Below are 26174 nucleotides of genomic sequence, written 5' to 3'. Positions count from 1 at the left end.
GAGGGCCTTTCGCTTTTCCAGTTCCGGGTCGCGGCACTGCTCTCTCAGCATGATCGCGCCTGACGCCGGCACTGCTCGCAGGCGATGTCTGACGGCTACGGCTACGGATACGCAGATGGGCGCCCTCCGAAGAGGGCGCCCATCCGATCGTCAGAGGGAGGTCACTCCCCCGCTGCCGCCTCGAGTTCGAGGAGTGCATTGACAGCATCCGTGAGCCGCTTGTCGGCCTCGGCGAACTTCGTCAGGTCGCCCGACTTCAGAGCGGCATCGCGATCCGTCAGAGCCTGCTGAGCGGCGGCGAGGGCCTCCGCCTGAACATCTGTGGGCTCGGCCGGCGTCGTCGGTACCTCTCCGGTCTCGGGATCGGGCTCGACCGGCTCGACCTGGTCGTCGCCGCCCGTCGCTCCGGAATCACCGCCGAACAGCGTGTCGAGTGCTGCGGTCAGTGTGTCCTCGAACGCGACCTTGTCACCGAAGGCGACGAGCACCTTCTGCAGACGCGGGAGCTTCGTGCCCTCCGACGACTGGACGTAGACCGGCTGGACGTAGAGCAGACCGCCGCCGACCGGCAATGTCAGGAGGTTTCCGTAGAGCACCTCGGACTCGCCCTGCTGCAGGAGGTTCAGCTGCGGCACGACGGCCGTGTCGGAGTTGTACGTGTTCTGCACCTGACCGGGACCGGGCACAGTGGTGTCCGTGTCGATCTCCAGCATCCTCAGCTGCCCGTAGCCCTCCGCCTTGACGCCCGCTTCGGATCCGGCGTCCGAGTCGACCGCGAGGTAGCCCATCAGGACGTCACGGTTGCCTCCGCTCCCCGATGCCGACGGGATGAAGGTCGAGAACATCGAGAACCGCGGTGAATCCTGACCCGGCATCTGCATCGTCAGGTAGTACGGCGGCTGGAGCACCGCGTCGCTGCGCGGGTCGTTCGGCGTCTGCCAGCGATTGTCCTGCTGAGCGAACGAGCCGGCCGTGTCGATGTGGTACGTGCCGAGGATGTCGCGCTGCACCTTGAACAGGTCGGTCGGGTACCGCACGTGGCTCATCAGGTCAGACGACATGTCGCTGACCGACTTCAGCGTGGACGGGTAGATCTTCTGCCACGTCTGCAGCACCGGATCCTCGTCGTCCCACGCGTACAGGGTCACCGACCCGTCGTAGGCGTCGACGGTCGCCTTCACCGAGTTGCGGATGTAGTTGATCTCGTCGATCGCGAGGGTCGGCGACGGCACGTTCGAGTCGGCGATCGCCTCGGACAGGCTCACGCTCGTCGAGTACGGGTACGTCGAACTCGTGGTGTAGCCGTCGATGACCCAGACGATGCGCCCGTCGACCACGGTCGGGTACGGGTCGCTGTCGAGCTCGAGGTACGGCGCGACCTTCTGGACCCGTGTCTTCGGGTCGCGGTCGTAGAGGATCTGCGAGTCCTCGTTCACGAGGTTCGAGAAGAGGATCTGCTCCGACTGGAACTTCAGCGCGTAGAGCAGCTTGGTGAAGGTGTTCCCGATCGCGGGGCCGCCCTCCCCCTCGAAGGTCGTCTTGGTCTCGTTCGAGCCGTCCTTGCCGCGGGGATAGTCGATCTCGACCGGGTCGGCGCCGTCGGGAGCACCCACGATGGAGTACTCCGGGGAGTGCTCGCCGAAGTAGACTCGCGGCTCGAAGTCCTCCTGCTCGGTGAGGAATCCCGAGGAGGGGATGCCGCGCTCGAGGAAGACCGGCTCGCCGTCACTGGTGCGCTGGTTTCCCGCCGCCGCGACGAGGCCGTAGCCGTGCGTGTACACCGCTGCGCGGTTGTTCCAGTTGCTGACGTCGACGCCCTCCATGTCGAGGTCGCGGACGGAGACCACGGTGTCCTGCATGACGCCGTCGATCTCATAGCGGTCGACGTCGAGGTTCTCCTGGAACTGGTAGTAGCCGCGGTACTGCTCGAGCTGACGCACCGCCGGGCTGATCACCGCGGGGTCGACGATGCGGATGGACGCGGTGGTCTCGGCATCCTCGCGCAGCTGGCCCGCTTCGGCGTCGGTCTCGGCCTCGAACGGCGTGGTCTCGAGATCGGCGACACCGTAGGCCTCTTTGGTGCCGTCGATGTTCCGCTGGTAGAACTCGGCCTGGTAGGCGTTCTGGTTCGGGCGCACCTGGAACGTCGTGACGGCCCACGGGAATCCGACGCCCACGACGAGCGACGCGACGATGAGGAGCGCCGTCGCCGCGAGCGGGAAGCGCCACCGGCCGATGACGGCCGTGACGAAGAAGAGGACGGCGACGAGGGCGGCGATGATCGCGAGGATCGCGAGCCCGGGGATCGTCGCGTTCACACCGGTGTATGCCGGCCCGACGATGCGGTCGTCCTGGGTGACGAGGGTCTTGTAGCGATCGAGCCACAGGCTCGCCGCCTGAACCAGCAGGTAGAGGCCAGCGATCACCGCGAGCTGGATGCGGGCGGGCTTCGAGATGCGCAGCTCGCCCTGCCCAATGCGGACGGAGCCGTACAGGTAGGACACGAGGGCCGTCACGATGAGCGTGAGCAGCAGCACCGCCGACACGAACGCCGCGAGGATCGAGTAGAAGGGCATCGCGAACATGTAGAAGCCCGTGTCGACGCCGAACTGCGGGTCGGCCTGGTCGGTGGCGACACCGTTCGCCCACAGCCAGACCGTCTTCCACTGGCTGGCCGCCGAGAACCCGGCGAACAGACCGAAGAAGATCGGCATGCCCCACATCGCGAGGCGCCGGAGCGGCTCGATGACCTCCTGGTACCGGTCGAGCTGCGAGCTCAGGCGCACGTAGACGGGGCGCAGACGGTACGCCAGCTGGATCGCCACGAACAGCGGGACGGCCATTCCGAGGAATCCGATGACGAACATCACCGCGGTGGCGAACCACTGGGTGGTGAGGACACCTGCGAAGCCCACCTGGTCGAACCAGAGGAATTCGGTGTAGAGCGACGAGAAGACGAAGAAGACGGCGATGAGCGCGGCGATGATCGCCAACGAGATGCCGAAGATTCTTCGCGAGGTTCGGGGAGTGGCCGAGTTCGGTGCGGGGGTCGAGGTCACTGTCCCATCCTAGGCACGCCTCACTGTGCTCCGGCTGTCATCCCTGTCACGGGGAGGTCACGGCGGATGCGCTCATCGGGCGTTCGCCACATCGCAGCTCGGGAGCGCTGCGACGTCGCCGCCGTCGGCGATCACCTCGAGGGCTGCCAGAGAGTCGTCGAGCGTGGCGGTGCTGACCACGGTCAGCCCGTTCGGGATGTGCCCGATGACCTCGTCGCAGTTCGACTCGGGGGCGAGGAAGTACTCGGCACCGGCGTCACGCGCGCCGTAGAGCTTCTGACGGATGCCGCCGATGGGTCCGACGGTGCCGTCGGCCTCGATCGTGCCGGTGCCGGCGACGTTCTCTCCCCCGTTGAGCTCTCCAGGGGTCAACGTGTCGATGATCCCCAGCGCGAACATCATCCCCGCGCTGGGACCGCCCACGTTGTCGAGCTGCAAGGTGACGTCGACCTCGAAGTCGTAGTCGGTTCGCAGGGTCACTCCGATGAGCCAGGTCGTGACATCGCCGTCGACGTGCTCTTCGGGCGTGACCTCGACCTCCTGCTCCTCGCCGTCGCGCAGCACGGTGAACACGATCGGGTCGCCCTCGGCATCCTGGATCGCCTCACGCAGCTGCTTCGCGGACGTCACGTCGGTGCCGTCGATCGCGGTGACGATGTCCTCGGGCTCCAGGGCTCCCTCCGCGGGAGCGCCCTCGACGACCTCGACGACGGCCACCTCAGCACCGGTCTCCAGGCCGAGCTCGGTGAAGGCCGCCGCCGTCGCCTCGTGCTGCGAATCGACCATGAGAGTGGCGTTGCGCTCGTCACGCTGCTCGGTGGTGACGCCCTCGGGGAACACGGAGTCGAGCGGGACGACCGCCCGGGACGGGTCCGTCCACGCGAGCGCGAGTTCGAACCAGCTCGGCGTGCGCTCGCGATTGCCGACCACCTGGACGGTGGTGAGATCCAGCGTGCCCGCCGTCTCGAACGTGTCCGCACCCTCGACGCTGATCAGCGGAACCTGCTCGCCGTCGGCGTCGGCCGCGGTGCCGAGGGTGTCGTAGACGGGCCCCGGCCGCTGGATGACGTACGGCGTGGGGAGGAAGGTCAGAACCACGAGCGCGATCAACGCGACGATCAGTGCCCAGACTCCGAGTCCGAGCTTCACAGACCGTGTTCGATCCACAGGGTTCCTCCGTCGTTCGCGGGCGGCGTACAGCGATCTGCCCGCGGCGGGGTCTCGCGGCGCATCCTGTGACTAGCGTAGATCCCACGGCTTCAGACGTGCTGAGAGGCGATCGCGATGGCAGACAACGACCCCACCCCCGAGGACTTCCAGGAGTTCCTCCGACGCATGATGGCCGGCCAGGGTGCCGGCGACATCGATCCGGAGGCGCTGCGCAACGCGTTCTCCGGCATGGACGGGCTCCAGCTGGACCCCGCCATGATGCAGTCCATCATGGCGCAGCTGCAGGGGGCCTTCGGCGGCGACGCCTGGGAGAACGCCCTCCGCCAGGCGCTGCACATCGCCAACCGCGACGGCCTCGGCATCGCCGACGGCGCACGCACGTCCCTCGCCGACTCGTTCGCCCTGGCAGACCTCTGGCTCGGCGAGGCGACGACCATCTCCGAACTGGCGGAGACGCCCCGTGCGATGACCCGCGGCGAGTGGGTCGAGGCGACGCTGCCGGTGTGGAAGGAGATCGCCGACCCCGTGTCGACGAGCATCGCGGACGCGCTCACGAGCGCCCTCGACACGCAGGTGCCCGACGACATGCGCGGACTCGTGCAGGGCGCGGGCAAGCTCATGCGCGGACTCGGAGGCTCGGTCTTCGCCGCACAGTTTGGACAGGTGCTGGGCAACCTGTCTCTCGAGGTGGTCTCCGGGGGCGACGTCGGCATTCCCGTGCTGCCTGCGGGCACGGCGGCCATGATCCCGCAGAACCTCTCTGCCTTCGGCGAGGGACTCGAGATCCCCGAGGACCAGATCACCCTGTATCTCGCGACGCGGGAGCTCGCCTACGCGCGGCTCTACCGTCACGCGAAGTGGCTGCACCTCCATGTCATGGCGCAGATCACCGACTTCGCCCGAGGCGTGACCGTCGACGTCGACGCGCTCGAGGACGTCGCGAGCCGACTGGACCCGTCCGACCCCGAGGAGCTGCGGGCCGCGATCGAGGGCGGCGCTCTCCTGCCCACCCAGACCGACGCGCAGCGCGACGCCCTCGCCCGCCTGGAGAACCTCGTCGCGACGATCGACGGCTGGGTCGATGTCGTGACCGCGCAGGCGACGTCACGGCTCCCCGACGGCGCGCGGATCGCCGAGGCGGCGCGCCGACGTCGCGCCGTGGGAGGACCGGCCGAAGACGCGCTGGGCGCCCTGGTGGGACTCAAGCTGCGACCGAGGCGGCTCCGCGAGGCGTCGGCCATGTGGCAGGCGGTGACGGATGCGGTGGGCACGGCCGGACGAGACGCCCTCTGGGACTACCCGGACCTCATGCCGACCTCGGAGGACATCGATGACCCGTCCGCGCTCGTGGCGCGGCTGCAGGCGACGGCCCGCGGAGAGCAGCCCGTCGCCGACGAGTTCGACGAGGCACTCGCGCGCCTGCTCGACGGCGAGGACTTCTCGGCCGACGGCGGCGACGCGAGACCCGGCGCTTCGGGCCCGGACGGGGTTTCCGACGGAGCGGACGCCTCTCCGGACACGGACGGCCCGGCCGACGACGAGGGAACAGGCGGCGATAGGCCGGTATGACGCGCGGGACTTCTCCACGGATGCGCTGAGCCCGCCCCACTGAGGCGGGAGGATCCGCAGAATCGGGGGATGTCTCCGCTGACTCCCAAGACGATCACCCGCCTGGATCCCGGCGTCCCGCTTCTCTGGCGCGACGCGGAGACACTGCAGGTCGGCATAGAGGGCACCCTGCGGATACCTGCGTCCGAGCCGTGGGTCGAACTGCTGGTCGGGCGTATGGCGGCGGGCTTCCGCCGAGCATCCTTCGATGTTCTGGCGCACTCCGTCGGCGCTCCGCGGGGCGAGGCCAGGATGCTGCTCGCCCGACTCGATCCACTGCTCGTCGACGACCCCGAGACGCCCCATGCCGCATGGGTCGAGAGCATCGATGTGGCGGACGCGCGCTGCGAGTACCGGATGCGCGAGGCGCTCGCCGATGAGGGGGTGGCCGCCGGAACCCGCGAGGATCCGGGCGACATCGGGGTGATCCTGATCGAAGGCGCCGCGGCGGCTATGCAGTTCGCCCGCTACCTCCGCGAGGACGTCACGCATCTTCCCGTCGCGCTCGAGCGCGGGCGCATCTCGGTCGGCCCCGTGGTGGTACCCGGCGAGACGCCCTGCCTCGCCTGCCTCGGGCAGCACGAGCGGGACGACGATCCGGCGTGGCCGCGCATGCACGCCCAGCTGATCGGGCGGTCAGCGGGCCCGGTGAGCGCTGCCCGCATGGCCGAGGCGGCGACGGTCGTCGCGCAGCTGCTGTCGCGCACGTCACAGACCGGACGCTTCGTCGAGCTCAGCGCTGACGGACACCGCGCGTGGCGGTCGGTGACGTTTCACGAAGAATGCCGGTGCCGCGAACGGTCGTTCCTATCTCTGCCAGGAACCTCGAGGGCGCACGATCCCCTCGACCGGCAGACCGGGACCACGACAGGGAGAGAGTACGCGCGGCTCGCGTGACGCCGACGTAGGCGAGGCGGCGCTCCTCGTCGATCGCCTCGAACCCGGTGGCGTACGAGATGGGCAGCGCCCCCTCCGCCCACCCGGCGAGATGGACGTGCGGCCACTCGAGCCCCTTCGCCGCGTGCAAGGTGGACAGGGTCACGGTGCGCATGGTCGGCTCGTGCTGGTCCTTCGCCCGCGCCATCAGCGTGTCGCTGAAGCTGCGCAGGTTCTCGTCCGGCCCCGCCTCCTCGGCGAGTCGCAGGATCGCCCGTCTGGCTTCCCATCCGTCACGCTGGGCCCCGCCCGCCGCGGGAGGGTCATCGGTGAGACCGAGTTCGCGCAGCACGCGCTGCACGCCGGGAAGGAATCCCTGTTCGGTCGGTGCGACCGCTGCGGCCCGCAGCGCGAGGATCGCCTGTCGAACCTCGGGCATGGCGAAGAACCGCGTCCCGCCGAGGACGGACGTCGCGATCCCCTCCGCGGCGAGCGCCTGCTGGATCGCGGCTGACTGGGCGTGCGCGCGGTAGAGCACCGCGATGTCCGCTGGTGATGCGCCGGCCTGGATGCGCGCGGCGATCGCGGCGGCGATCCCCTCGGCCTCTTCCCGCTCGCTGTCGTACGCCGTGACCGTGGGAGCCTCGGCGTTGAAGGTCTCTCGGGCCGGTACCAGTTCGAGGGCGCCCGGTCGTCCGTGCATAAGCGCGTTCGCGGCTTCCAGGATGGGTGCCTGCGAGCGGTAGTTGGTCTCGAGACGCACGACCGTGGCGTCCGGATGCCGTCGCTCGAACTCCAGCAGGAATCTCTGCTCCGCTCCGGCGAACGAGTAGATGGTCTGGCTCGCGTCACCGACCACGCAGATGTCGCGACGATCCCCGAGCCAGAGCTCGAGCAGTCTGTTCTGGAGCGGCGAGACGTCTTGGAACTCGTCGACGGTGAAGTGGCGGTACTGCTCGTGCACGGACGCGGCGACTCTCGGCTCCGCCTCGAGCATCCCGGCGCACGCCAACAGCACGTCCTCGAAGTCGAGCTGGTGCCTCTCGTCCTTCAGCGCCTCATAGCGCTGCTGCAGTTCGACCATCTGCGTCGGATCGAACCCGCTCACGGTCCGCCCCTGCGCGGCGTGCTGCTCGATCGACAGCATCGACACCTTGCGCCACTCGATCTCGGACGCGATGTCGCGGAGGGTCGCGGTGCTCGGACGCAGACGCATCGCGTCGGCGGCCTGCCCGAGCATCCGGACCTTGTTGTCGATGATCGACGGCGCGGGCGATCCGGCGAGCGTCGGCCAGAAGAAGTTCAGCTGCGCGAGCGCGGCCGCGTGGAACGTACGCGCCGCGACACCCTCGACTCCGAGTGCGCGCAGACGACCGCGGAGCTCTCCCGCGGCCTTCGCCGTGAAGGTGACCGCCATGACTCGCGACGGCGAGTACGCGCCGGTGTCCACGCCGTGGGCGATGCGATGGGTGATGACCCTGGTCTTGCCGGTGCCGGCACCTGCGAGCACCGCCACAGGACCTCGCAGCACCGACGCCGCCTCGCGTTGACGATCGTCGAGGGCGTCGAGCGCGCTCACCTGGGGTCGCTCCCCACGGAGCCGGGTCGCTCCTCGAACCAGGAGACGATGAGTGCTCGGGCGATGGAGGCAGGGCCGGGGAGACCCACCGGTCCGTCGCCGCGGAGAGCGGAGCCGATCTCGTCTCGCGTGAACCAGCGGACGTCGATGATCTCCTCGCCGTCGGGGCGCACCTCGTCCTCATCGACCGCCACGGCGCGGAAGCCGAGCATCAGCGAACGAGGGAACGGCCAGGGCTGGGACGACATGTAGCGGAGCGACGACAGGCGGACGCCGGATTCCTCTTCGAGCTCGCGGTGCACCGTCGACTCCAGGGACTCCCCCGCCTCGGTGAATCCCGCGAAGCACGAGTACATCCGCCCTCCCCAGTTCGCGTTCGCTCCGAGGAGCAGCCGCTCGCCGTCCGGACTCTCGACCGCCACGATGACAGCGGGGTCCATGCGCGGGAAGTGCTCGCGTCCGCACACCAGGCATCGCCGCGACCACCCGGCCTGACGCAGTTCGGTGCCTCCTCCGCAGCGCGGGCAGAACGGCGCGTCGCGGAGCCAGCCGGCGAGGGCCAGGGCTTCGATGAGCAGCTCCGAGTCCCCGGCGCTCAGGTTCGCGCCGAAGTCGCGGAGCCCGAGCCAGGTCTCCGCCGGGGCGGCGTCGACACTGTCCGCCTCCGGCGCGAGGGAGGCCAGCAGCACCGCATGTCCTTCGGCGTCGCGTCCGAGCAGCGCCCACGTCGCCTCGGCGATCTCCGCCGGCGGAACACGCAGCAGCGCGGCCTCCTGGAGGTCTGCGCCGGCTATGCGCACCCGCCCGTCGCGGACGGCGATCACTCGGCTCGATTCCTCGCCGCGCAGTCGATCGACGATGCCCGATTCGGTGCGCAATTCGGCGGCGCGGTCGAGGGATGGGCGCATTGTGGTCATCGACTCCCTCTCTCACGGGCGTGGCGGAGGCGGGACCGCCCCTGAGCCGACCTACCCTGGGGGGATGGGACGCTCTCCTTTCACTCTAGCCGCGGCTGTGACGGCCGCATTGCCCGGAGCGGACGTCACGGGAGCCCGCGCTCTGACCGCTGACGGTGACAGCCGCTTCGACTCCGCCGTCGCGACGCTCGCCGACGGACGAGAGCTGGCGATCCGTGTCGCCGAGGACGACGAGGCGGCCCGAGAGCTCGCGGCGGAAGCGCTCGCGCTGCGCGCCCTGACGGCCGGCGCGCGCGCGATGCTGCCCTTCAAGGCCCCTGAGTACGTCGGCGAGACGCGTCTGGGCGATGCGCCGGCGCTCGTCACGGAGCTGCTTCCCGGATTCCAGATCGAGGCCGCGCTGGTCCCCCCGGGACGCGGAGCGGCGGAATCGATGGGCACTGCCATCGCGGCGCTGCACGCTCTTCCGACTTCGGTCGTGCGCGGTGCGGGACTCCTCACCCGCACGGCCCAGGAGTCGCGCGACGAGCTCGCGCGGCTCGTCGACACCGCCGCGTCGACCGGACGCGTTCCGGCTCGCCTCACCGTCCGGTGGCGCGAGGCCATGGCCGACGACGATCTCTGGCGATTCGAGGCGTCCGTCGTCATGGGCGGTGTGCAGGCGTCGTCCTTCGTCTTCGACGACGACTCCGAGCGCGGCCCCGCGGTGACGGGCCTGCTGGGGTGGCACGCGCTCTCGGTCGGGGATCCCGCCGTCGATCTGTCCTGGCTGTCGACAGCACCCGATGCTGCGGCCGACGTCCTCGCGGCTTACGCCCGCGCCTCCGATCGTGTGCTGGACGGAGCGCTCGAGGTGAGGGCCCGACTGCTGGCCGAGCTCGAGTTCGCCCGCTGGCTCGTGCATGGCGATTCGCTCCGTCGTCCGGATATCGTCGACGACGCCGCGGCACTGCTCGAGGCTCTCGCAGACGGACTGCGCTCGGACGACCTCCGGGTGATCTCGTCCCGCCAGGACGGGGTGGACTCGGCCATGGACGCTCTCGATCGGGTCCCGGCCCCTGCGGCTGCGGGCGCCGACACCTCCATGCAGACCGACGCCTATCGACCGGGCGAGCTGTGGCACGAGGATGCCGACGGCACCGAGACGTCTGACCTGACGGATGCCGCGTCCGACGCCGCTCGCCGGGCGCAGATCGGCGGCCTGGAGACCGAGGACCTCAGTGGCGTCCGGACGGTTTCCGACCATGCCGACCGCGAGGGCGCCGGGCGCGAGCATGCGGGGAACTCCGGCGGGAGCACCCGGCAGGATGCGCGTCGGGACGGGGACGACGTCGCTTCGGCGTCCCCGGAGGACGAGGCTCAGCGCGCAGCGCGTGCCGCGCTCCAGCGGTGGAAGAGCTCGGACTCGGAGTAGATCCGGTCCCCGGGGATGACGAGGTCATCGGCCACGTAGTACAGCGCCACGTCGATCTCCTCGAGCGGCACCCCGAACCGACGGTGATAGGCCAGCCGGTAGAGCGCCAGCTGCAGCATCCGCTCCTCGCGCTCTGCGGCCGTGCGCGGCGCCTTGCCGGTCTTCCAGTCCACGATCTCGATCCGCCCGCCCCTGTCCTCCCGGCGGTAGACGGCGTCGAGCTTGCAGATCACGATGTGCGGTTCGCCCGCGTCGTCCTCCACACCCGCGCCGAGGGCGAAATCGATCTCGATCTCGACCGCGATGGGCTTTCGTCCGCCCCACTCGCTGCGCTCGAAGATCGCCTGCAGTGTGGAGAGGTCGGCGGCATCGGCGGCGGAGACCTCGGCCTCGCCGTCGCCGAACCCGGCGGCCGGGTCGTCTTCGTCGAGTTCCCACAGCGCCTCGTCGACTCGGGAGCCGACCCCGACGACCTCGCTGCGGCGCTCCACCCAGGCATGGAAGAGCGTCCCGAGGCGGGTCTGCCGATACGGACGCTCGGGCATCGGGCGCACGATCGACGACAGAGTGCCGTGGAAGTCCGTGACGTAGTCCTTGAAACGCGAGGCCGGCACGCGTGTGGGCGGCGGCGCATCGGTCCCCCGCAGCCGCGCCGCGCGCTCGGCCAGCAGTCGCGCGAGTTCGGGGGTGGGTGCCGGGTCGTGGCCGGCCGCTTCGCGCACGGCACGGGCGGCGGGCTCCACGACGGCGCGGCGGGCACCGAGCGGATCGAGCGGCCAGGTGAGCGTCGCGCCCGGCCCCTCGTAGGGGTTGTCGTCGGGGTCGACCGGGTCGATGGGGTCGAGTCCCCTCGCCTCCATCGCCTCCACGAGGTACGGACTCGGCACGCGCGGGGACTTCTGCCCGGCCCAGTGGGAACCGCTCAGCAGCAGATCGGTCTTCGCACGGGTCACGGCGACGTAGGCGAGCCGGCGCTCCTCCTGCTGCTGGTATTCGCGGTAGGCGTCCTTGAACCTCTTCAGCGCCCCACCGCGGGGATTCGCCTTCGAGATCCCGCCGGAAAGGGAGGACTGCGCCAGCGCCTGCCGCTTCTTCGGGTCGGTCTCGTCTCCCATCGCCGCCTCGGGATCCCACTCGAAACGGGGTAGCGCGTCGCGGTCGCCGCGCAGCGCGAAGGGCACGACTCCGAAGCCGAACCACCCGGAGGTGTCGGACACGCGGCTCGGCAGCTCATCGGCCACCAGTCGCACGACCGCGACGGCGTCCCATTCCAGGCCCTTCGACCCGTGGATCGTCAGCAGCTGGACGACGCCTGGCTCCGGAGGCTCGGGACGAGGCATCAGCTCGTCGGTGCTCTCGGCCTTCTCCAGCCAGGCGAGCAGGCTGCCGATCGTGCCCCGCTCGTCCGCCGTGAGGAACGCCCGCACCTCGTCCGAGAACGCCCTGAGCTGGGTCGCGGCCACCCGGGCCGGCCCCCTCGTCTCGTTCGCGGCGAGCTCGATGTCGAGGCGGAGTTCGAGCTCGATGAGTCGCACCAGCTCCGGGATCGGCTGGGACGATGCCCGGCGCAGGCGTTCGAGCATCTCGCCCGCCGCGCGGATCCGCGCACGTCCGTCGGCGGTGATGCCCGCGATCAGGCGATAGTCGTCTCGCACTGCACGCACCACGTCGACCGCGTCGACGATCGACACGGCCTCGTCCGCTCCCCTCGAGGAGCGCAGCCGCAGCCGCATCTCCTCGGGCAACGGAGCCATCGACGTGTCACGCTCCGACAGGGTGCGGCCGAGATCGTAGAGGGCTGCCATGTCGGCGACCCCGACACCGAACCTCGGCCCCGTGAGAAGCCGGATCAGCGCAGAACCGGCCGTCGGGTCGTGCACGACGCGGAGAGTCGACACCACGTCGACGACCTCGGGGGTGGCGAGGAGTCCACCGAGTCCGAGGATCCGGTGCGGGATGCCGCGTGCGGCGAGCGCGGCCGCGAAGGTCTGCATGTGCTTCTTCGACCGGAACAGGATCGCACCGGTGTGCGGTCGCGTCGGCGCGCTCGCGTCGTGCGCCGCTCGCCGCTCTGCGAACCATGACGCCACCTCCTCGGCCTCGTCGTCGACGGTGAACGGGAACCGGACCTCTACGGCGCCCTCGCCGGCACCCGGTCTCGGCTCGAGCGGCGGCACGTCGAGGCCCGGGCGCTGCAACGGCACGAGAACACGATTCGCGACCTCGAGGATGCTGCTGTCGTTGCGCCAGCTCGTCATCAGGCTGTAGGTGCGCGCATCCGGCCGGTCGCCGCCGCCGACGAACGCGCCGGAGAAGGCGTAGAGGTTGTCGGCGCTCGCGCCTCGCCAGCCGTAGATCGACTGGTGCGGGTCGCCCACCGCCATCACGGCGGAGTCTCTGAAGAGCTCCGCCAGGAACTTCGTCTGGATGACCGAGGTGTCCTGGTACTCGTCGAGCAGCACGACCCTGTGCTGCTCCCTGAGTTCCAGGCGGACGTCGGGAGCCGACTCGACGATGTCGTACGCCCCGCCGACCTGGTCGGCGAAGTCGAGCACGCCTCGTCGGCTCTTCTCGGCGATGTAGTCCCGTACGAGCTGCGCGAGAGTGTCGAGCCCCAGCAGGTTGCGCGCCGCCTTGTCGACGTCGCCGTTGCCGCGGAACGGCTCGAAGGCCGCAGCCTGCTCGCGGGCGATCCGCACGGCGCGATCGAGGTCGACCCGGTGGTCGAGCACGTCGCCGGCCAGCCGCTGCACGGCGTCGATGACCGTCCCGAGAGCGAAGTCGATCTCCTCGAGCTGCGGAAGGTCGGCACGCAGGACGACCTCGCGAGCCAGCATCCAGGACGCCGCCTGGCTCAGCATCGCGACGTCGGAGTCGCGCCCGATCCTGGCAGCGTGCTCGCGCACGATCCCGTCGGCGAACGCGTTGTACGTCGACACGCGAGGTCGGATCATGAGGTCCTCCGCCGCACGGGGCGTCGCGGGATCCCATCCGGTGTCGTGCCGCTCGGCGAGCTCGTCGAGCACGTCCCTCCGCACGAGCTCGCGCTGCCTCCCCGGCGCCGCGTCGTCGACGCGGCGCAGGTCGCCGGACGACACGATCTGCGGCAGGAAGGGCAGCAGCCCCCGCCTGCCGTACTCGTCGATCACCGCCAGGCGGGCGCCGATCCGCTCCGCGAGCTCACCCGCTGCCTTCCGGGTGAAGGTGAGACCGAGGATCTCATCCCGACGCACGTGCCCGTTCGCGACGAGCCAGACGACCCTGCCCGACATCGTCTCGGTCTTACCGCTCCCCGCGCCCGCGACGACGAGCGCCGGGACGGGGGGCGCCTCGATCACCCGCTGCTGGGCGGTCGTCGGCGGGGGCTGCCCGAGCGCCGCGGCGATGTCGGTCGCCGATATTCCGAACGTCCCCGGCCAGGACTCGGAGGCCGGCGCGATCGACTCGGGAAGGTCCATGACGGTCATGCGCTCACCGCCGCGACGGTGTGGATGCGGCAGGGGTTGACTCGTCGCTGCGTGTCGGCGCAGTGCGCCTCGACCTGCGCCGTGAAGCTGGCGGCCGACATCCCCCGTGCGGCCTCGCCCACTCGACGGAGGAAGGCGTCCCGGTTCTCGTCTCCGAGTGTGTGCTGGTGTGCGACGCGATAGTCGCTCTTGGCGAGCGTCTTCGACACGATCACGAGCCGGGCGCCGACGAGCGCATCGGCGGGTGCGCCCTCGACGAGTCCCTGCTGCACCGCCACCTGGTAGGCGGCGAGCTGCGCATGCTCGACGACGCCGGCATCGGACTCCGGATCGGACTTCCCGGTCTTGAGGTCGACGACGACGACCCGGTCACGGCCCGACGCTCCTCCGTCCGCCTCTTCCCCGGCGCCGGCGATCGGCTGCCATCTCTGGCCTCGCGCGTGCCCGTGGTCGCCCGCTCCGTGCGGGTAGAGCTCGACCCGGTCGATGTATCCGTGGATGATCGCCTGATTCGCGGTATCCTCCCCGACCGGACGCACCGAGGGGGGCCGGTCGTCGCCGGCCTCGGGGATGTCGACGGCGAACCGGAACTCGACCTCGCTCGCGAGCTCACGTCCGCCGGCTCGCCGCACGTCGCCGAGATAGGTGTGCAGCCGCTCGACGAAGGTGTCGGCCCTGCGGCGCTCCTTGCGTCCGATCCACTCGGTCTCGAAGTCGAGCTCCGGCCAGTGCTCGGCGACGATCTCGCGCATCCGCTCGAGATCTCCGTCGGGAACGCGCTCCATGGCCTCGTGGATGATCGTTCCGATCCCCGCCGTCGGCGGCATGACCGTGTCGCCACCCAGAGCCGAGACGGCCCAATTGAGCCCGCACTCCTCGAACGATTCCAGTTTCGACGGCGATACGCGGGCACCCTCTGCCGCGAGATCACGCAGCGACGCCTCGGTCGAGGGCGGGGTGACGCCGTACCAGTCGGCGGGGTCGGCCCCCGGCACACCCTCACGTGCGAGGACGGCGAGCTGAGCGGCCGCCTGGTCGCGCGCCGCCTGCGACGTCGATGTCGTGAGCACTCTGCGGTGTCGGGCGACGAGTCCGCGCAGTGTGAGCGGATGCTCTGCCGACGCGTGCAGTTCCGGCGGGTCGGGAGGAGGCAGGAACGAGAAGAACGGGCTCGGCGACATGTCGTCGTCGTCCACGGCCGTGATCAGCAGTCGTCGCCGGGGGCGGGAGATGGCGCGCACGAACAGACGCAGTTCGTCGTGCAGGGCGGCGCGGCGTCGATCGAGGACGCCCGGAGCCTCCTCCGGGGTGCCCGTGCGCGCCGAGATGAGGGAATCGGCGAGACGCCACGTCTGCAGCAGCCCCCCGCGCAGTCGTACGTTCGGCCACACGCCGTCCTGGACGCCGGCGACCACGACGGCGTCGAACTCCGTGCCGAGCGCGGTCGCCGGCGTGAGCAGCGTCACGCGCCCCGGCCGGTCGGGACTCGAGAGCGAGTCCTCGGGAACCTCGCTGTCGAGCACATCCCGGACGAAGGTCTCGGGCCGCTCGTTCGGAGTCCGCTCGACGAACCGCTTGGCCGCGCCGAACAGGGACACGAGCGCATCGAGCGCCCTGGCCGTCTCGGCGCCGCTCGCCTGCAGCGAGATCTCGCGCCAGGCGACCTGGAGCCGGCGTCCGTCGACGGCCCGTGACTCGTCCCACACCCGCCACAGCAGATCGTGGATCGTCTCGCCGTGCGCGGCACCCTCGGCGACCTCCGCGACCGTCCGAGCGAACCGCTCGGCGGTGCGGGACTCCTGCGCGTCGATGAGCGTGAAGTGGTCGGGGGCGGTCATGGCCTGGCGCAGCAGCTCTCTCGCCGGCGTCGACCCTCCGTTCTCCAGCTCGATGTGGCGCAGACGCGCTCTGAGGCGTCGCAGACCGATGGCGTCCATGCCGCCGAAGGGCGTGCGCAGAGCCTCCTCCCACTCCAGCGCCGTCCGCTGCTCGGGCGGTGTGAGGGCGAGCCGGACGATGCCGACGATGTCGCCCACGATCGCCTCACTGCCGAGGGGCCGTTGCACGCCCGCGGTCCGGGTGGGGATCTCGCGGGCGGCCAGCTCGGCCTCGAGTTGCGTCACCTGTCGCGTGTCATGGGCGACGACCGCCATCCGATCCCACGCCACGTCGTGCGACAGATGCCACTCGCGCATGACGCCGGCGATGCGATCGAGTTCTTCGTGCGGCGACGGCGCGATGAAAGTGCCGAGCGCGTCACGGGCCGCGTCGTCGTCGACGATGGGGACCGGCGGGCGTCGATGGTCCACTCTGCCCGACGCACCGATCGCCTGGGTGACGGTGCGCGTCAGCGCCGTCAGTGCCGGCACCTGACGGTGCGGAGCGTCGAGGACGTGAACGTCGCCCAGGGCTGTGGCGAGCTGAGCGAACAGCTCGGGAGTCGCGCCCCGGAAGGCGCCCGACGAGATGTCGGGGTCTCCGAACGCGAGCACCGCTGTGCCTCGGGAGCGCAGGGCGCGCACGACGTCGACGCCACCGCGCGTGAGCTCCTGTGCGTCATCGATCAACACCACGCGCAGATGAGCGAGGGGACCCAGGGCACCGACATCCGCCGTCTGCAGGATCGTGCACGCCTCGGTGAGGAGGTCGGCCGCATCGCGATGCGCCGCGCGGGCCAGGTCGAGGATGCCGCGGTACTCGACGAGGAAGTCCGCGACCGCCGTCCAGGACTCGTCACCCCCGGCGCGCAGCTCGTCGGGGTGCGCCCCGAGCTCGGCGCATTCCGCCAGGAAGGCCCTGAGCTCGGACCGAAAGCCCTTGGACGCCCGCACCGCGGGACTCAGCGCCTCGGGCCAGGCGATCACCCCGTCTTCCGCGTCCCCCGCGAGGAGCTCGGCGATCAGACGATCCTGATCCGCTCCGGTGAGCAGCGCCGGGGGCTCCTGCCCCTCCTTCACCATCGCCCCGCGCACGATCTGGAAAGCGAACGAGCCGAGCGACCGGGCGAGCGGGCCGGGCGTGGCCTGATCGACCTTGACACCGATCCGGTCACGGAGCGCCGTCGCCGCCTGCCGACTGGGCGTCAGCACGAGGACCTCCTCGGGCCGCATCCCGGCGACGTCGAGCAGATGGACGACACGGTCGATGAGGGTGCGGGTCTTGCCCGTGCCGGGCGCTCCGACGATCACGCCGGACGCCGTCGCGTCAGCGCGGATCACGGCTCTCTGCGCGGCATCCTCGGTCATGTCCTCCACGCTACTGCGGCGCACGGACATCGCCGGCCGGGCAGCTCGACGGCTCTGTGCGCTCACGGCGAAACCGCCTCATGCGGCCGATCCCGCCCCGACCGAGCGGGGTAGAGTTGGGCGCAGTCATCGACCGTCACGGTCGAGCAGGACACAGCATCGTCGACTGGAAAACAGGAGTACGCGTGGAAATCCGCATCGGCATCATCAACACCGGCCGCGAGCTCAGCTTCGAGACCGCGGCATCCGCGGACGAGGTCCGCTCCCAGGTCTCGAGCGCGCTCGAGCAGAGCACCTCGCACGTGAGCTTCGCCGATGTGAAGGGCAACTCCTACCTCGTGCCGACCGCGCACCTCGCGTACATCGAGCTCGGCACCGAGGAATCGCGTCGCGTCGGCTTCGTCGCCTGACGCCTCATGTACATCCTCCTCGCGCTCGTCGGCGCGTGCGCATTGGGCATCGCCGTCCACTTCCTGATCGGCGGCCGTGATCTCCGCGGGGTGGCGGTGACGCCCGCGATCGCCACGGCGCTCGCGGGCCTGGTCTACACGGGGATGCAGTGGCTCGGCGTCGGCGAGGACAGCATCTGGCTGTGGCTGGCGAGCATCCTCGGATCCGTCGCCGTCGCCGCGGCGCTGACCGTGGGGATCGTCGCCTCCCGCCGTCGATCGGACGCATCCGCGAAGGCCGCACTCGGCATCTGACCGCCGAGCTCGGGTCTGACCACCGCGCTACGACCTGACCGCGAGATCGGCATCCGTCTCGATCTACGAGGCGAGCCCCATCGCATCCATGCGCCGTGCATGCGCGCCCATGAGCTCCGTATAGACGAGCTCCACCCGCTCCTCGCTCATTGCCGCGAGTTCGGGCTGACGCAGGGCCGAGCGGCACACGAGGATCGTGTCGCCGACGAGCCGGCGCGCCCACATGGACAGCAGCGAGCGCCATTCACCGTCACCGTCGATCGTCTCCTGGATGATCGCGACGATCTCATGACGCGCGTCGTCCTCGCTGAGGATGTCGGCCACGCGGGCCCCGACATCTCCGTAGCTGGAGGCGAGCGCGAGATAGAAATCGTCGAGCATGCCCGCCGTGGTGTACACGGCGAGGAGGGTCTCCCGGGGGCGAGCCCCGATGGTCTTGCGGCGGAACGCGTCGAGGTTCTCGCGGAACGGCAGCATCAGCTCGGTCGGGTCGTCGCCCCGCTCGGCGATCAGCTCGACGATCGCGCGGTGCTTCTCCAGCGCCGCGCCCGCAGCGCGGGACAGCGCCTCCTTCTCGGAGAGCTCCGGAGTCGCCCGGATCAGCCGGGTGAGGGTCTCGAAGTACCCGAGCTGAAGATACGCAGCCTGCCCGAGGAAGCGATCGAGCTCGGGCGCGAGCTCCGCGAAATCGATGCGCGTGGCGGTGCCCTGATCACCACGACTCCGCAGGGTCAGCGTGCGTCGGGGCGCCGTGCGCTTCCAGAACCAGTTCACCACGGGCTTCACAATACTCGGCGGATGCCTCTCTCCCTGGCGTCCGCACCCCCTCGGGTAGGCTGTTCCTGTCCCCGCCGTCGGAGCGGGGCCCCGCGCCTGTGGCACAAGAGACGGCGTGGATCCGTGAACGTGGCGATCTCCGCAGGTCGCCGGACAGGCATCTGAACATTGACAACCTTCGCTGATCTCGGAATCGATCAGGACATCGTCGACGCACTCGCCGCCAAAGGCATCGTCGACGCATTCCCCATTCAGGAGCAGACCATCCCCCTCGGCCTTCCCGGCCAGGACATCATCGGCCAGGCCAAGACCGGCACGGGAAAGACCTTCGGCTTCGGCATCCCCGTCGTCCAGCGTCTGGGCAAGGATCCCGAGCACGGAGTGAAGGCGCTCATCGTCGTCCCCACCCGCGAACTCGCCGTACAGGTGTACGAGGACATCGACCTCCTCACCAGCAACCGCTCGACCAGCGTCGTCGCCATCTACGGCGGCAAGGCGTACGAGGGGCAGATCGACCAGCTCAAGGCGGGTGCGCAGATCGTCGTCGGCACGCCCGGCCGTCTCATCGACCTCGCCGGCCAGCGCCTTCTCGATCTCTCGAACGCGACCGAGGTCGTCCTCGACGAGGCCGACAAGATGCTCGACCTCGGCTTCCTCGCCGACATCGAGAAGATATTCCAGAAGGTCCCCGCCGTCCGACACACCCAGCTCTTCTCGGCGACCATGCCCGGACCGATCGTGGCGCTGGCGCGCCGGTTCATGTCGAACCCGATCCACATCCGCGCGAACGACCCCGACGAGGGTCTCACCCAGGCGAACATCAAGCACCTCGTCTACCGCGCCCACTCGCTCGACAAGGACGAGGTCATCGCGCGCATCCTGCAGGCCGAGGGCCGCGGCAAGACCGTGATCTTCACCCGCACCAAGCGGGCGGCACAGCGTCTCGTCGACGAGCTCGGCGACCGCGGCTTCAACGTCGGCGGCGTGCACGGCGACATGGGTCAGGACCAGCGCGAGCGCTCCATGGCCGCGTTCAAGGCCGGCAAGCGGGACGTCCTCGTGGCCACCGACGTCGCAGCCCGCGGCATCGACGTCGACGACGTGACCCACGTCATCAACCACACGATCCCCGACGAGGACAAGACGTACCTGCACCGCGCCGGCCGCACCGGCCGCGCGGGCAAGACGGGCATCGCCGTGACGTTCGTCGACTGGGAGGACCTGCACAAGTGGGCGCTGATCAACCGCGCGCTCGAGTTCGGCCAGCCTGAGCCGGTCGAGACCTACTCGTCGAGCCCGCACCTGTACGAGGACCTCGACATCCCCGCCGGCACCAAGGGACGGCTGGTCACGGCGCCGAAGGCCGAGCGGCCTCCGCGCACGCCGCGTCCGGAGCGCGCTGCGGATGCCGCAGCGGAAGGCACCGATGAGGGCGGCACCCGTCGTCGCCGCCGCCGTCGCGGCGGCTCGACCCCGGTGGGCTCGACGTTCACCGAGGGCGGCGCCGAGTCCGCAGCCGGTGACGCGCAGACCCCCGCACCCGATCGCGGTGCCGAGGGCGCGGGCACGCACGACGGCGCGGGCAAGGAGCACCACGACGGCAAGCCGGCGCCGGCGAGACGTCGTCGTCGCCGCCGCGGTGGTTCCGGTGGCACCGGAGCCGCGCCCGCCGTCGGGGCCTGAGACACGCCAGAGGGGCGGATGCTGCGCGACGCGGCATCCGCCCCTCTGTCCTGTCCGGTGGACGGTCGCGTCAGGCGTACCGCGGCGCCGTGCCGGTCGCGCGATCGATGAGACGCGCGACCATGTCGAGCGAGGTCGTGTTCTCGCCTGGCAGGTTCGGCTTGCCCGTGCCGTGGTAGTCGCTGGAACCGGTGACGATGAGGTCGTGCGCGGCTGCCAGCTCGTGCAGTCTGCGCTTGCCGGCGTCGGTGTTCTCCCGGTGGTCGATCTCGAACCCGCCGAGTCCGGCGTCGATGAGACGCTCGATGAAGGGGACGGGCATCATTCGGTCGCGCCCCGCGGTGACCGGGTGCGCGATGATCGCCACTCCCCCAGCCTCGGTGATCAGCCGCACCGCGGTCAGCGGGTCAGGGGCGTAGTGCGGTTCGTAGTAACCCTCGCGCGGATGCAGGATGCCGTCGAACGCCTCCGTGCGGTCGCGCACGATCCCGCGGGCGACCAGCGCATCGGCGATGTGCGGACGCCCGACCGTGGCGTCCAGCGTCGTCTGCTCGACGACATCCGCCCACTCGATGTCGTAGTCCCTGCCGATGTTGCGCACGATCCGCTCGGCGCGTCCGATGCGATCGTCGCGGATGCGCGTTGTCTCGGCGAGCACCCCGGCGTCGAATGGGTCGAAGAGGTAGCCGAGCACATGCACGCTGCGCCACTCGTGCTTGGCCGACAGCTCCATCCCCGGGATGAACGTCATGCCGAGCGCCGCGGTGGCCTCGGCCGCCTCATCCCATCCGGTCGTGCGGTCGTGATCGGTGAGCGCGAGCGTCCGCACCCCGTGCGCGTGGGCCTGCCGGACGACCTCTCCCGGCGTCTCCGTGCCATCGGAGTGGTTGGAGTGCAGGTGCAGGTCGGCGGGACCTGCGAAGCGGGGGGAACGAGCGTCGGCCATCCCTCGAGCGTACCGACGCCGACGGACGCGGGATGCGTGTTCCACCCCCGCGCCGCGGCAGGGACTTCACAGACATCCCTCCTACGCTGGACGAGATGTTTCGTCTCCTGGGGATCCTGTTCACCGTGCTGCTCGCGATCACGACCGCCGTCGTGGTGTGGCCGCAGTTCTTCCACCTGGAGCAGACCTTCCCGTTCGCGCAGATCGTCGCCGCACGCGGTGTCGTCCTCGCCGCGTTCCTCGTCGTCGCGGCTCTCGCTCTCCTCCTCCTGCTGGCGAAACCGCTCCGAGGCTTCGCCGCCTCCGTGCTGATCGTCGCGCTCCTCGGTGCCGGCGCGACCGGCGCCGTCGGGGCCGTCCGCGGATTCGGTGCGGACACCCTTCCCGCGGCGACCGAGGGGAGCATCAGGGTGCTGACCTGGAACACCGCCGGAGACAAGGTCTCCGCGGAGCAGGTGGCCCAGCAGATCGTCGACCAGGATGCCGACGTCGTGGCTCTCCCCGAGACGACCGAGGCGGCCGGCGAGCAGATCGCGGTCATGCTCCGCGACCAGGGACGCCCGATGTGGGTCCACCACGTCCAGTTCCAGCCCGACGTCGTCGACGGTCCGAAGTCGTGGCACACCACCGTCCTGGTGTCGACCGATCTCGGCGAGTACTCGGTGATCGAGTCGTCGGAGGACGGGACGAGCAACACCGGATCGGTTCCGAGCGCGGTGCTCATGCCGGTCGACGGCAGCGGTCCGACCATCGTCGCCGTGCACGCCGTGGCCCCGCGCACCGAGGACATGGAGCAGTGGCGCTCCGATCTGCGCTGGATCGCCGATCAGTGTCCGGAGGGCGACTTCCTGCTGGCGGGCGACTTCAACGCCACCGTCGACCACATGGCGGGGCTCGGCGTGGACGGCGGCGACATGGGTTACTGCCGCGACGCGGCATCGCGCAGCGGCAACGGCTTCAGCGGAACGTGGCCGAGCTCACTCCCCGCACTGCTCAGCACGCCGATCGATCACGTGATGGCCTCTCAGAACTGGACGCCCACCGGTTCGGTGATCATCGACGACGCCGGAGGCAGCGATCACCGCGGCGTCGTGGTGCAGCTCGAGCCTGCGGGGTGAGATGCCGTCTGCGGCGACCAGGTGACAGACTGGAGGGATGAGCACCGCAGAACGCGACACGATCGCCGAGGCCAGCGTCGAGACACCCGTCGAGAACAGCACCACGAACCGCAAGCAGCCCTTCCCCCAGGGCTTCCTCGACACGATCTCATCCGGGTGGGCCGAGCGCCCCGAGACCCTGCCCGCGCCGCGGGCGCAGGCCCCCTATGCGGCGAAGCGCCGAGCAGCCGTCTCCGCCGCGTTCCCTGGCAAGCGCCTCATCATCCCCGCGGGCTCGCTCAAGCAGCGCAGCAACGACACCGACTACGTGTTCCGCGCACACTCGGCGTTCGCTCACCTCACCGGATGGGCGGCCGACTCCGAACCCGACTCCGTGCTCGTGTTCGAGCCGACCGACTCGGGCCACGACATCACCCTCCACTTCCGCGAGCGCGCGGATCGCACGACGACCGAGTTCTACGCCGACGCGACCGTCGGCGAGTTCTGGATCGGCCCGCGTCCTTCGCTCGCGGGTGTGGCTGCCGACCTCGCGATCGAGACCGCCCACCTCGACGACTTCTCCTCCGTCGAGGCCGAGCTGGTCCTCGATGAGGACGACGACCTGACGCGCGTCGTCTCCGAGCTGCGCCTCGTGAAGGACGAGTTCGAGATCGAGGAGATGCGCCGTGCTGTCGACATCACCGCTCAGGGATTCGACGACATCATCCGCGCCCTGCCCGAGGCCGTCGCCCACTCGCGCGGCGAGCGGGTGGTCGAGGGCGTCTTCCACCGCCGCGCGCGCGAGGACGGCAACGGCGAGGGCTACGACACGATCGCAGCCTCCGGGCCCCACGCCTGCTACCTGCACTGGACCCGCAACGACGGGACGGTCGTGCCCGGTGACCTGATCCTGGTGGACGCCGGCGTCGAGGCCGACAGCCTGTACACGGCCGACATCACCCGCACCCTTCCTGTCTCCGGCACCTTCACCGAGGTCCAGCGCCGGGTCTACGAGGCGGTGCGCGAGGCGGCGGACGCCGCGTTCGCCGCGGCGCGCATCGGCGTGCGGTTCCGCGAGGTGCACGAGGCGGCCATGAAGGTCATCGCCGCGCGGGTCGCGGAGTGGGGTCTGCTGCCGGTCACGGCTCAGGAGGCCCTCGACGCGGATGCCGGCGGCCACCACCGTCGCTACATGGTGCACGGCACGTCGCACCACCTCGGCATCGACGTGCACGACTGCGCCCAGGCTCGTCGCGAGATGTACTACGACGGCATCCTCGCTCCGGGCATGGTGTTCACGATCGAGCCGGGCCTGTACTTCCAGATCGACGACCTGACCGTCCCGGCCGAGTACCGAGGGATCGGCGTGCGCATCGAGGACGACATCCTGATGACCGAGGACGGCCCGGTGAACCTCTCGGCGGGCATTCCCCGCTCGGCCGACGAGGTCGAGGCCTGGATCGCGCGCGTGCAGAGCTGACCCCGCTGCATGCATGAGGGCGAGCTGACGCTCACGGATGCGACCGCTGCGCGACTGATCACGCAGCGGTTCCCGACCCTCGCCGACAAGCCGGTACGGCGGGTGAGCGCCGCGGGGACGGTGAACACCATCATCCGCATCGGCGACGACCTCGCCGCGCGCTTCCCGCGACTCCCCGAGACCCGGGCCTCGCTCGAGACGGAGGCCGCCGCGATGCTCGAGCTCGTCGACGCCTGCGCCGTGCCGACACCTGTGCCGTTCGGGATCGGCGGCGCGGCGGCGGACTACTCCTCCGCCTGGGCTGTGCAGACCTGGCTCCCGGGCCGGACGGCGGATCACGAGCGTCACACGTCGAGTGAGCCGCTCGCGCACGATGTGGCGACGATGATCGCGTCGCTGCGCGAGGCCGACGTGCGCGGACGGTCGTTCGACGGGCGAGGCCGGGGCGGAGTGCTCACAGACCACGACGAGTGGGTCACCTCGTGCATCGACCGCAGCGCTCATCTGCTCGACGTCGACCGCACTCGTCTCCTCTGGAGCGCGCTGCGGACTCTGCGCCGGGCGGGTGCCGATGTGATGAGCCATCGGGACCTCACCCCGTTCAACCTGCTGGTGTCGGACGATCGTCTGGTCGGAGTGCTCGACGGCGGCGGCTTCGGCCCCGCCGATCGAGCGCTGGATCTCGTCGCGGTGTGGCACCTGTTCGACGCTCCGCGCCGCCGTCTGGTGCGCGAGCGGCTCGGCGCCGACGAGGTCGAGTGGTACCGCGGCGCGGCGTGGGCGCTGCAGCAGGCGATGGGACTCGTCTGGTACTACGAGGAGTCCCACCCCGCGATGAGCGCGCTCGGTCTCTCCACCATGCGGCGGCTGCTCTCCGACGACGAGCTCGCCGCTCTGGTCTGAGGGGCCCTCAGGCTCGGATGAAGTCCGCGACGAGAGGAGCGAGCCCCGCTCCGATCTCGGAGGTGGGCCGCTTCTGCCCCTTCACCTCGAACGTGTGGCCACCGCCGTCGATCCAGATCACGCGCGCCTCCTGGCACGTCGCCACCACATCCTCGAACTGCGACAGCGGCTGGACGAACGGATCGTTCGTCCCCTCGATGAACAGCTGCGGCACCCGGATCGCCGGGAGGTGCTCCGCGCGGGGCTTCTCCGGCTTGCCGGGCGCGTGCAGCGGGTAGCCGAGGTAGGCGAGGCCGTCGACGACGAGCCCCTCAGAGACGGCCATCGAGGCCATCCGCCCTCCGTACGACTTGCCGGTCGCCCAGATGGCCGCGCCCGGTTCCTGTTCGCGTGCGAAGGCAGCCACGGCGTTCCACGTCGCGATGGCATGCGACGCAGGCCCGGGCATCCTCCGCCCCTGCTCCACGTACGGGAAGTTGAACCGCAGCGTCGAGAATCCCAAGGCTGCCAGCGCATCGGCGAAACCGGTGAGGAACGGATGGTCCTTGCCGGCCCCCGCACCATGCGCGATGATGACGACCGCCCCGGCACTCCCCGCCGACCAGTCGGCCGAGACCGTCGTCGGACCGGCGGGCGACTCGACGCGGATCTCGACCATCAGGCGCGGAGGTACGGGATCGCGAACGGCACGCGCATGGCCCTGCCCGACGACGCCCGAACCATGCCCACGATCACGAGTACGAGGTGCAGGATCGAGAGCGCGAAGTACATCGTGATGGGGATGCCGATGGGGAAGAATCCCGTCGCGGGCGAGTCCGAGGTGAGGGCGAAGAGCAGCACGAAGTGCGAGACCAGCAGGACCGTGGAGACAAGCACGTAGGTGAGCCCCCAGTTCAGGGCGACCCGGGCGTTCTCCCGGGCGACGCCGCCGAACCTGCGCGACGCTCCGCCTCCGACCGCCATCGCGACACCGGAGGCGAGTCCTCCGATGAACGGGAACGGGATCAGGATCAGGAGTCCCAGAGCCCAGGGCAGAAGCCCTCGCGGCGGGACGACCGCCGGATAGGATCCTGCCGGATAGCCGCCCGCGGGATACCCCTGGGTCGGGTGTCCCGGAGCCTGAGGCGGGGCGTACCCCGGGACCTGCGGCGCGGCGTGGCCGGGCGCGGGTGGCGGGGCGTACCCCGAGGCCTGCATCGGAACCGGCGGCGGGGCGTACCCCGGGGCCGGCGGCGGGTCGTAGCCCGGC

Annotated in this window: 18 protein-coding genes; 8 read left to right on the top strand and 10 right to left on the bottom strand. The window is 70.3% G+C overall.

From position 1 onward, the window contains the following. Positions 1-161: 161 nt before the first annotated feature. Together BN2660_RS11180 and BN2660_RS11175 are read right to left on the bottom strand one after the other, a co-directional pair. On the bottom strand, positions 162-3059 hold the full coding sequence (locus BN2660_RS11180; protein WP_091231731.1) for a UPF0182 family membrane protein: 2898 nt from the start codon (positions 3057-3059) through the stop codon (positions 162-164). A 72-nt stretch (positions 3060-3131) separates the two neighbouring features. Beyond that, entirely contained in the window at positions 3132-4226 is a 1095-nt protein-coding gene (locus BN2660_RS11175) for a YlbL family protein (RefSeq protein ID WP_091231727.1), read from the bottom strand. Between the two features lie 117 nt (positions 4227-4343). On the opposite strand from BN2660_RS11175, the gene BN2660_RS11170 reads away from it, so the two are divergent. Continuing rightward, positions 4344-5798 carry a zinc-dependent metalloprotease gene (locus tag BN2660_RS11170; RefSeq protein ID WP_091231724.1) on the top strand — a complete coding sequence of 485 codons (1455 nt, stop codon included), beginning with the start codon at positions 4344-4346 and terminating at the stop codon, positions 5796-5798. A 772-nt stretch (positions 5799-6570) separates the two neighbouring features. Here BN2660_RS11170 and BN2660_RS11165 read toward each other — a convergent pair. Next, the gene (locus tag BN2660_RS11165; RefSeq protein WP_091231721.1) at positions 6571-8292 is read right to left on the bottom strand and encodes an ATP-dependent helicase; all 1722 of its coding nucleotides are present in this window, start codon (positions 8290-8292) and stop codon (positions 6571-6573) included. Further along, positions 8289-9209, bottom strand: coding sequence for an NAD(+) diphosphatase (gene nudC / locus BN2660_RS11160; protein WP_091231718.1), 921 nt, complete (start codon positions 9207-9209; stop codon positions 8289-8291). The genes BN2660_RS11165 and nudC overlap by 4 nt, the downstream gene beginning before the upstream one ends. A gap of 64 nt (positions 9210-9273) precedes the next feature. Between nudC and BN2660_RS11155 the strand changes: the two genes are divergently transcribed. Further along, entirely contained in the window at positions 9274-10623 is a 1350-nt protein-coding gene (locus tag BN2660_RS11155) for a protein kinase family protein (protein ID WP_255305127.1), read from the top strand. Here the strand turns inward: BN2660_RS11155 and BN2660_RS11150 are convergent. Both BN2660_RS11150 and BN2660_RS11145 read right to left on the bottom strand, forming a co-directional pair. Continuing rightward, entirely contained in the window at positions 10569-14090 is a 3522-nt protein-coding gene (locus tag BN2660_RS11150) for an ATP-dependent helicase (protein ID WP_141651280.1), read from the bottom strand. The genes BN2660_RS11155 and BN2660_RS11150 overlap by 55 nt on opposite strands. Then, positions 14087-17335, bottom strand: a complete 3249-nt coding sequence (locus BN2660_RS11145) for an ATP-dependent helicase (protein ID WP_091231713.1) — start codon at positions 17333-17335, stop codon at positions 14087-14089. The genes BN2660_RS11150 and BN2660_RS11145 overlap by 4 nt, the downstream gene beginning before the upstream one ends. Before the next feature lie 185 nt (positions 17336-17520). Here BN2660_RS11145 and BN2660_RS11140 point away from each other — a divergent pair, with 185 nt between their 5' ends. Next, on the top strand, positions 17521-17745 hold the full coding sequence (locus tag BN2660_RS11140) for a DUF3107 domain-containing protein (RefSeq protein ID WP_091231710.1): 225 nt from the start codon (positions 17521-17523) through the stop codon (positions 17743-17745). A 6-nt stretch (positions 17746-17751) separates the two neighbouring features. Then, positions 17752-18039 carry a hypothetical protein gene (locus tag BN2660_RS11135; RefSeq protein ID WP_091231707.1) on the top strand — a complete coding sequence of 96 codons (288 nt, stop codon included), beginning with the start codon at positions 17752-17754 and terminating at the stop codon, positions 18037-18039. 63 nt (positions 18040-18102) lie between these two features. Here BN2660_RS11135 and BN2660_RS11130 read toward each other — a convergent pair whose 3' ends face one another. Next, positions 18103-18816 carry a ferritin-like fold-containing protein gene (locus BN2660_RS11130; RefSeq protein WP_091231703.1) on the bottom strand — a complete coding sequence of 238 codons (714 nt, stop codon included), beginning with the start codon at positions 18814-18816 and terminating at the stop codon, positions 18103-18105. A gap of 168 nt (positions 18817-18984) precedes the next feature. Between BN2660_RS11130 and BN2660_RS11125 the strand changes: the two genes are divergently transcribed. Continuing rightward, positions 18985-20499 (top strand): DEAD/DEAH box helicase, encoded by a 1515-nt coding sequence (locus BN2660_RS11125; RefSeq protein WP_091231700.1) that lies wholly within the window; start codon positions 18985-18987, stop codon positions 20497-20499. 70 nt (positions 20500-20569) lie between these two features. On the opposite strand, the gene BN2660_RS11120 is transcribed toward BN2660_RS11125, so the two are convergent. Beyond that, a complete protein-coding gene (locus BN2660_RS11120; protein ID WP_091231697.1) occupies positions 20570-21445 on the bottom strand; it encodes a PHP domain-containing protein in 876 nt (291 codons plus the stop codon). Positions 21446-21540: 95 nt separating this feature from the next. Between BN2660_RS11120 and BN2660_RS11115 the strand changes: the two genes are divergently transcribed. The 3 genes from BN2660_RS11115 to BN2660_RS11105 are packed head-to-tail and all read left to right on the top strand — an operon-like array spanning position 21541 to position 24925. After that, on the top strand, positions 21541-22563 hold the full coding sequence (locus BN2660_RS11115) for an endonuclease/exonuclease/phosphatase family protein (RefSeq protein WP_091231694.1): 1023 nt from the start codon (positions 21541-21543) through the stop codon (positions 22561-22563). Between the two features lie 37 nt (positions 22564-22600). After that, complete coding sequence (locus BN2660_RS11110) at positions 22601-24022, top strand: aminopeptidase P family protein (RefSeq protein WP_091231690.1); 1422 nt, start codon at positions 22601-22603, stop codon at positions 24020-24022. A gap of 9 nt (positions 24023-24031) precedes the next feature. Further along, positions 24032-24925, top strand: a complete 894-nt coding sequence (locus BN2660_RS11105) for a phosphotransferase (RefSeq protein WP_091231686.1) — start codon at positions 24032-24034, stop codon at positions 24923-24925. 7 nt (positions 24926-24932) lie between these two features. Here the strand turns inward: BN2660_RS11105 and BN2660_RS11100 are convergent, their stop codons facing one another. Continuing rightward, entirely contained in the window at positions 24933-25583 is a 651-nt protein-coding gene (locus BN2660_RS11100; protein ID WP_091231683.1) for an alpha/beta hydrolase family protein, read from the bottom strand. Further along, entirely contained in the window at positions 25583-26122 is a 540-nt protein-coding gene (locus BN2660_RS11095) for a DUF4870 domain-containing protein (RefSeq protein WP_091231678.1), read from the bottom strand. Before BN2660_RS11095 ends, BN2660_RS11100 begins: the two co-directional genes overlap by 1 nt. Between the last annotated feature and the right edge of the window lie 52 nt (positions 26123-26174).

The organism is Microbacterium sp. 3J1, assembly GCF_001049495.1.
Taxonomy (GTDB): Bacteria; Actinomycetota; Actinomycetes; order Actinomycetales; family Microbacteriaceae; genus Microbacterium.
Note: the sequence above shows the minus strand (reverse complement) of the source record. Positions and strands in the feature narration are given on the sequence as shown.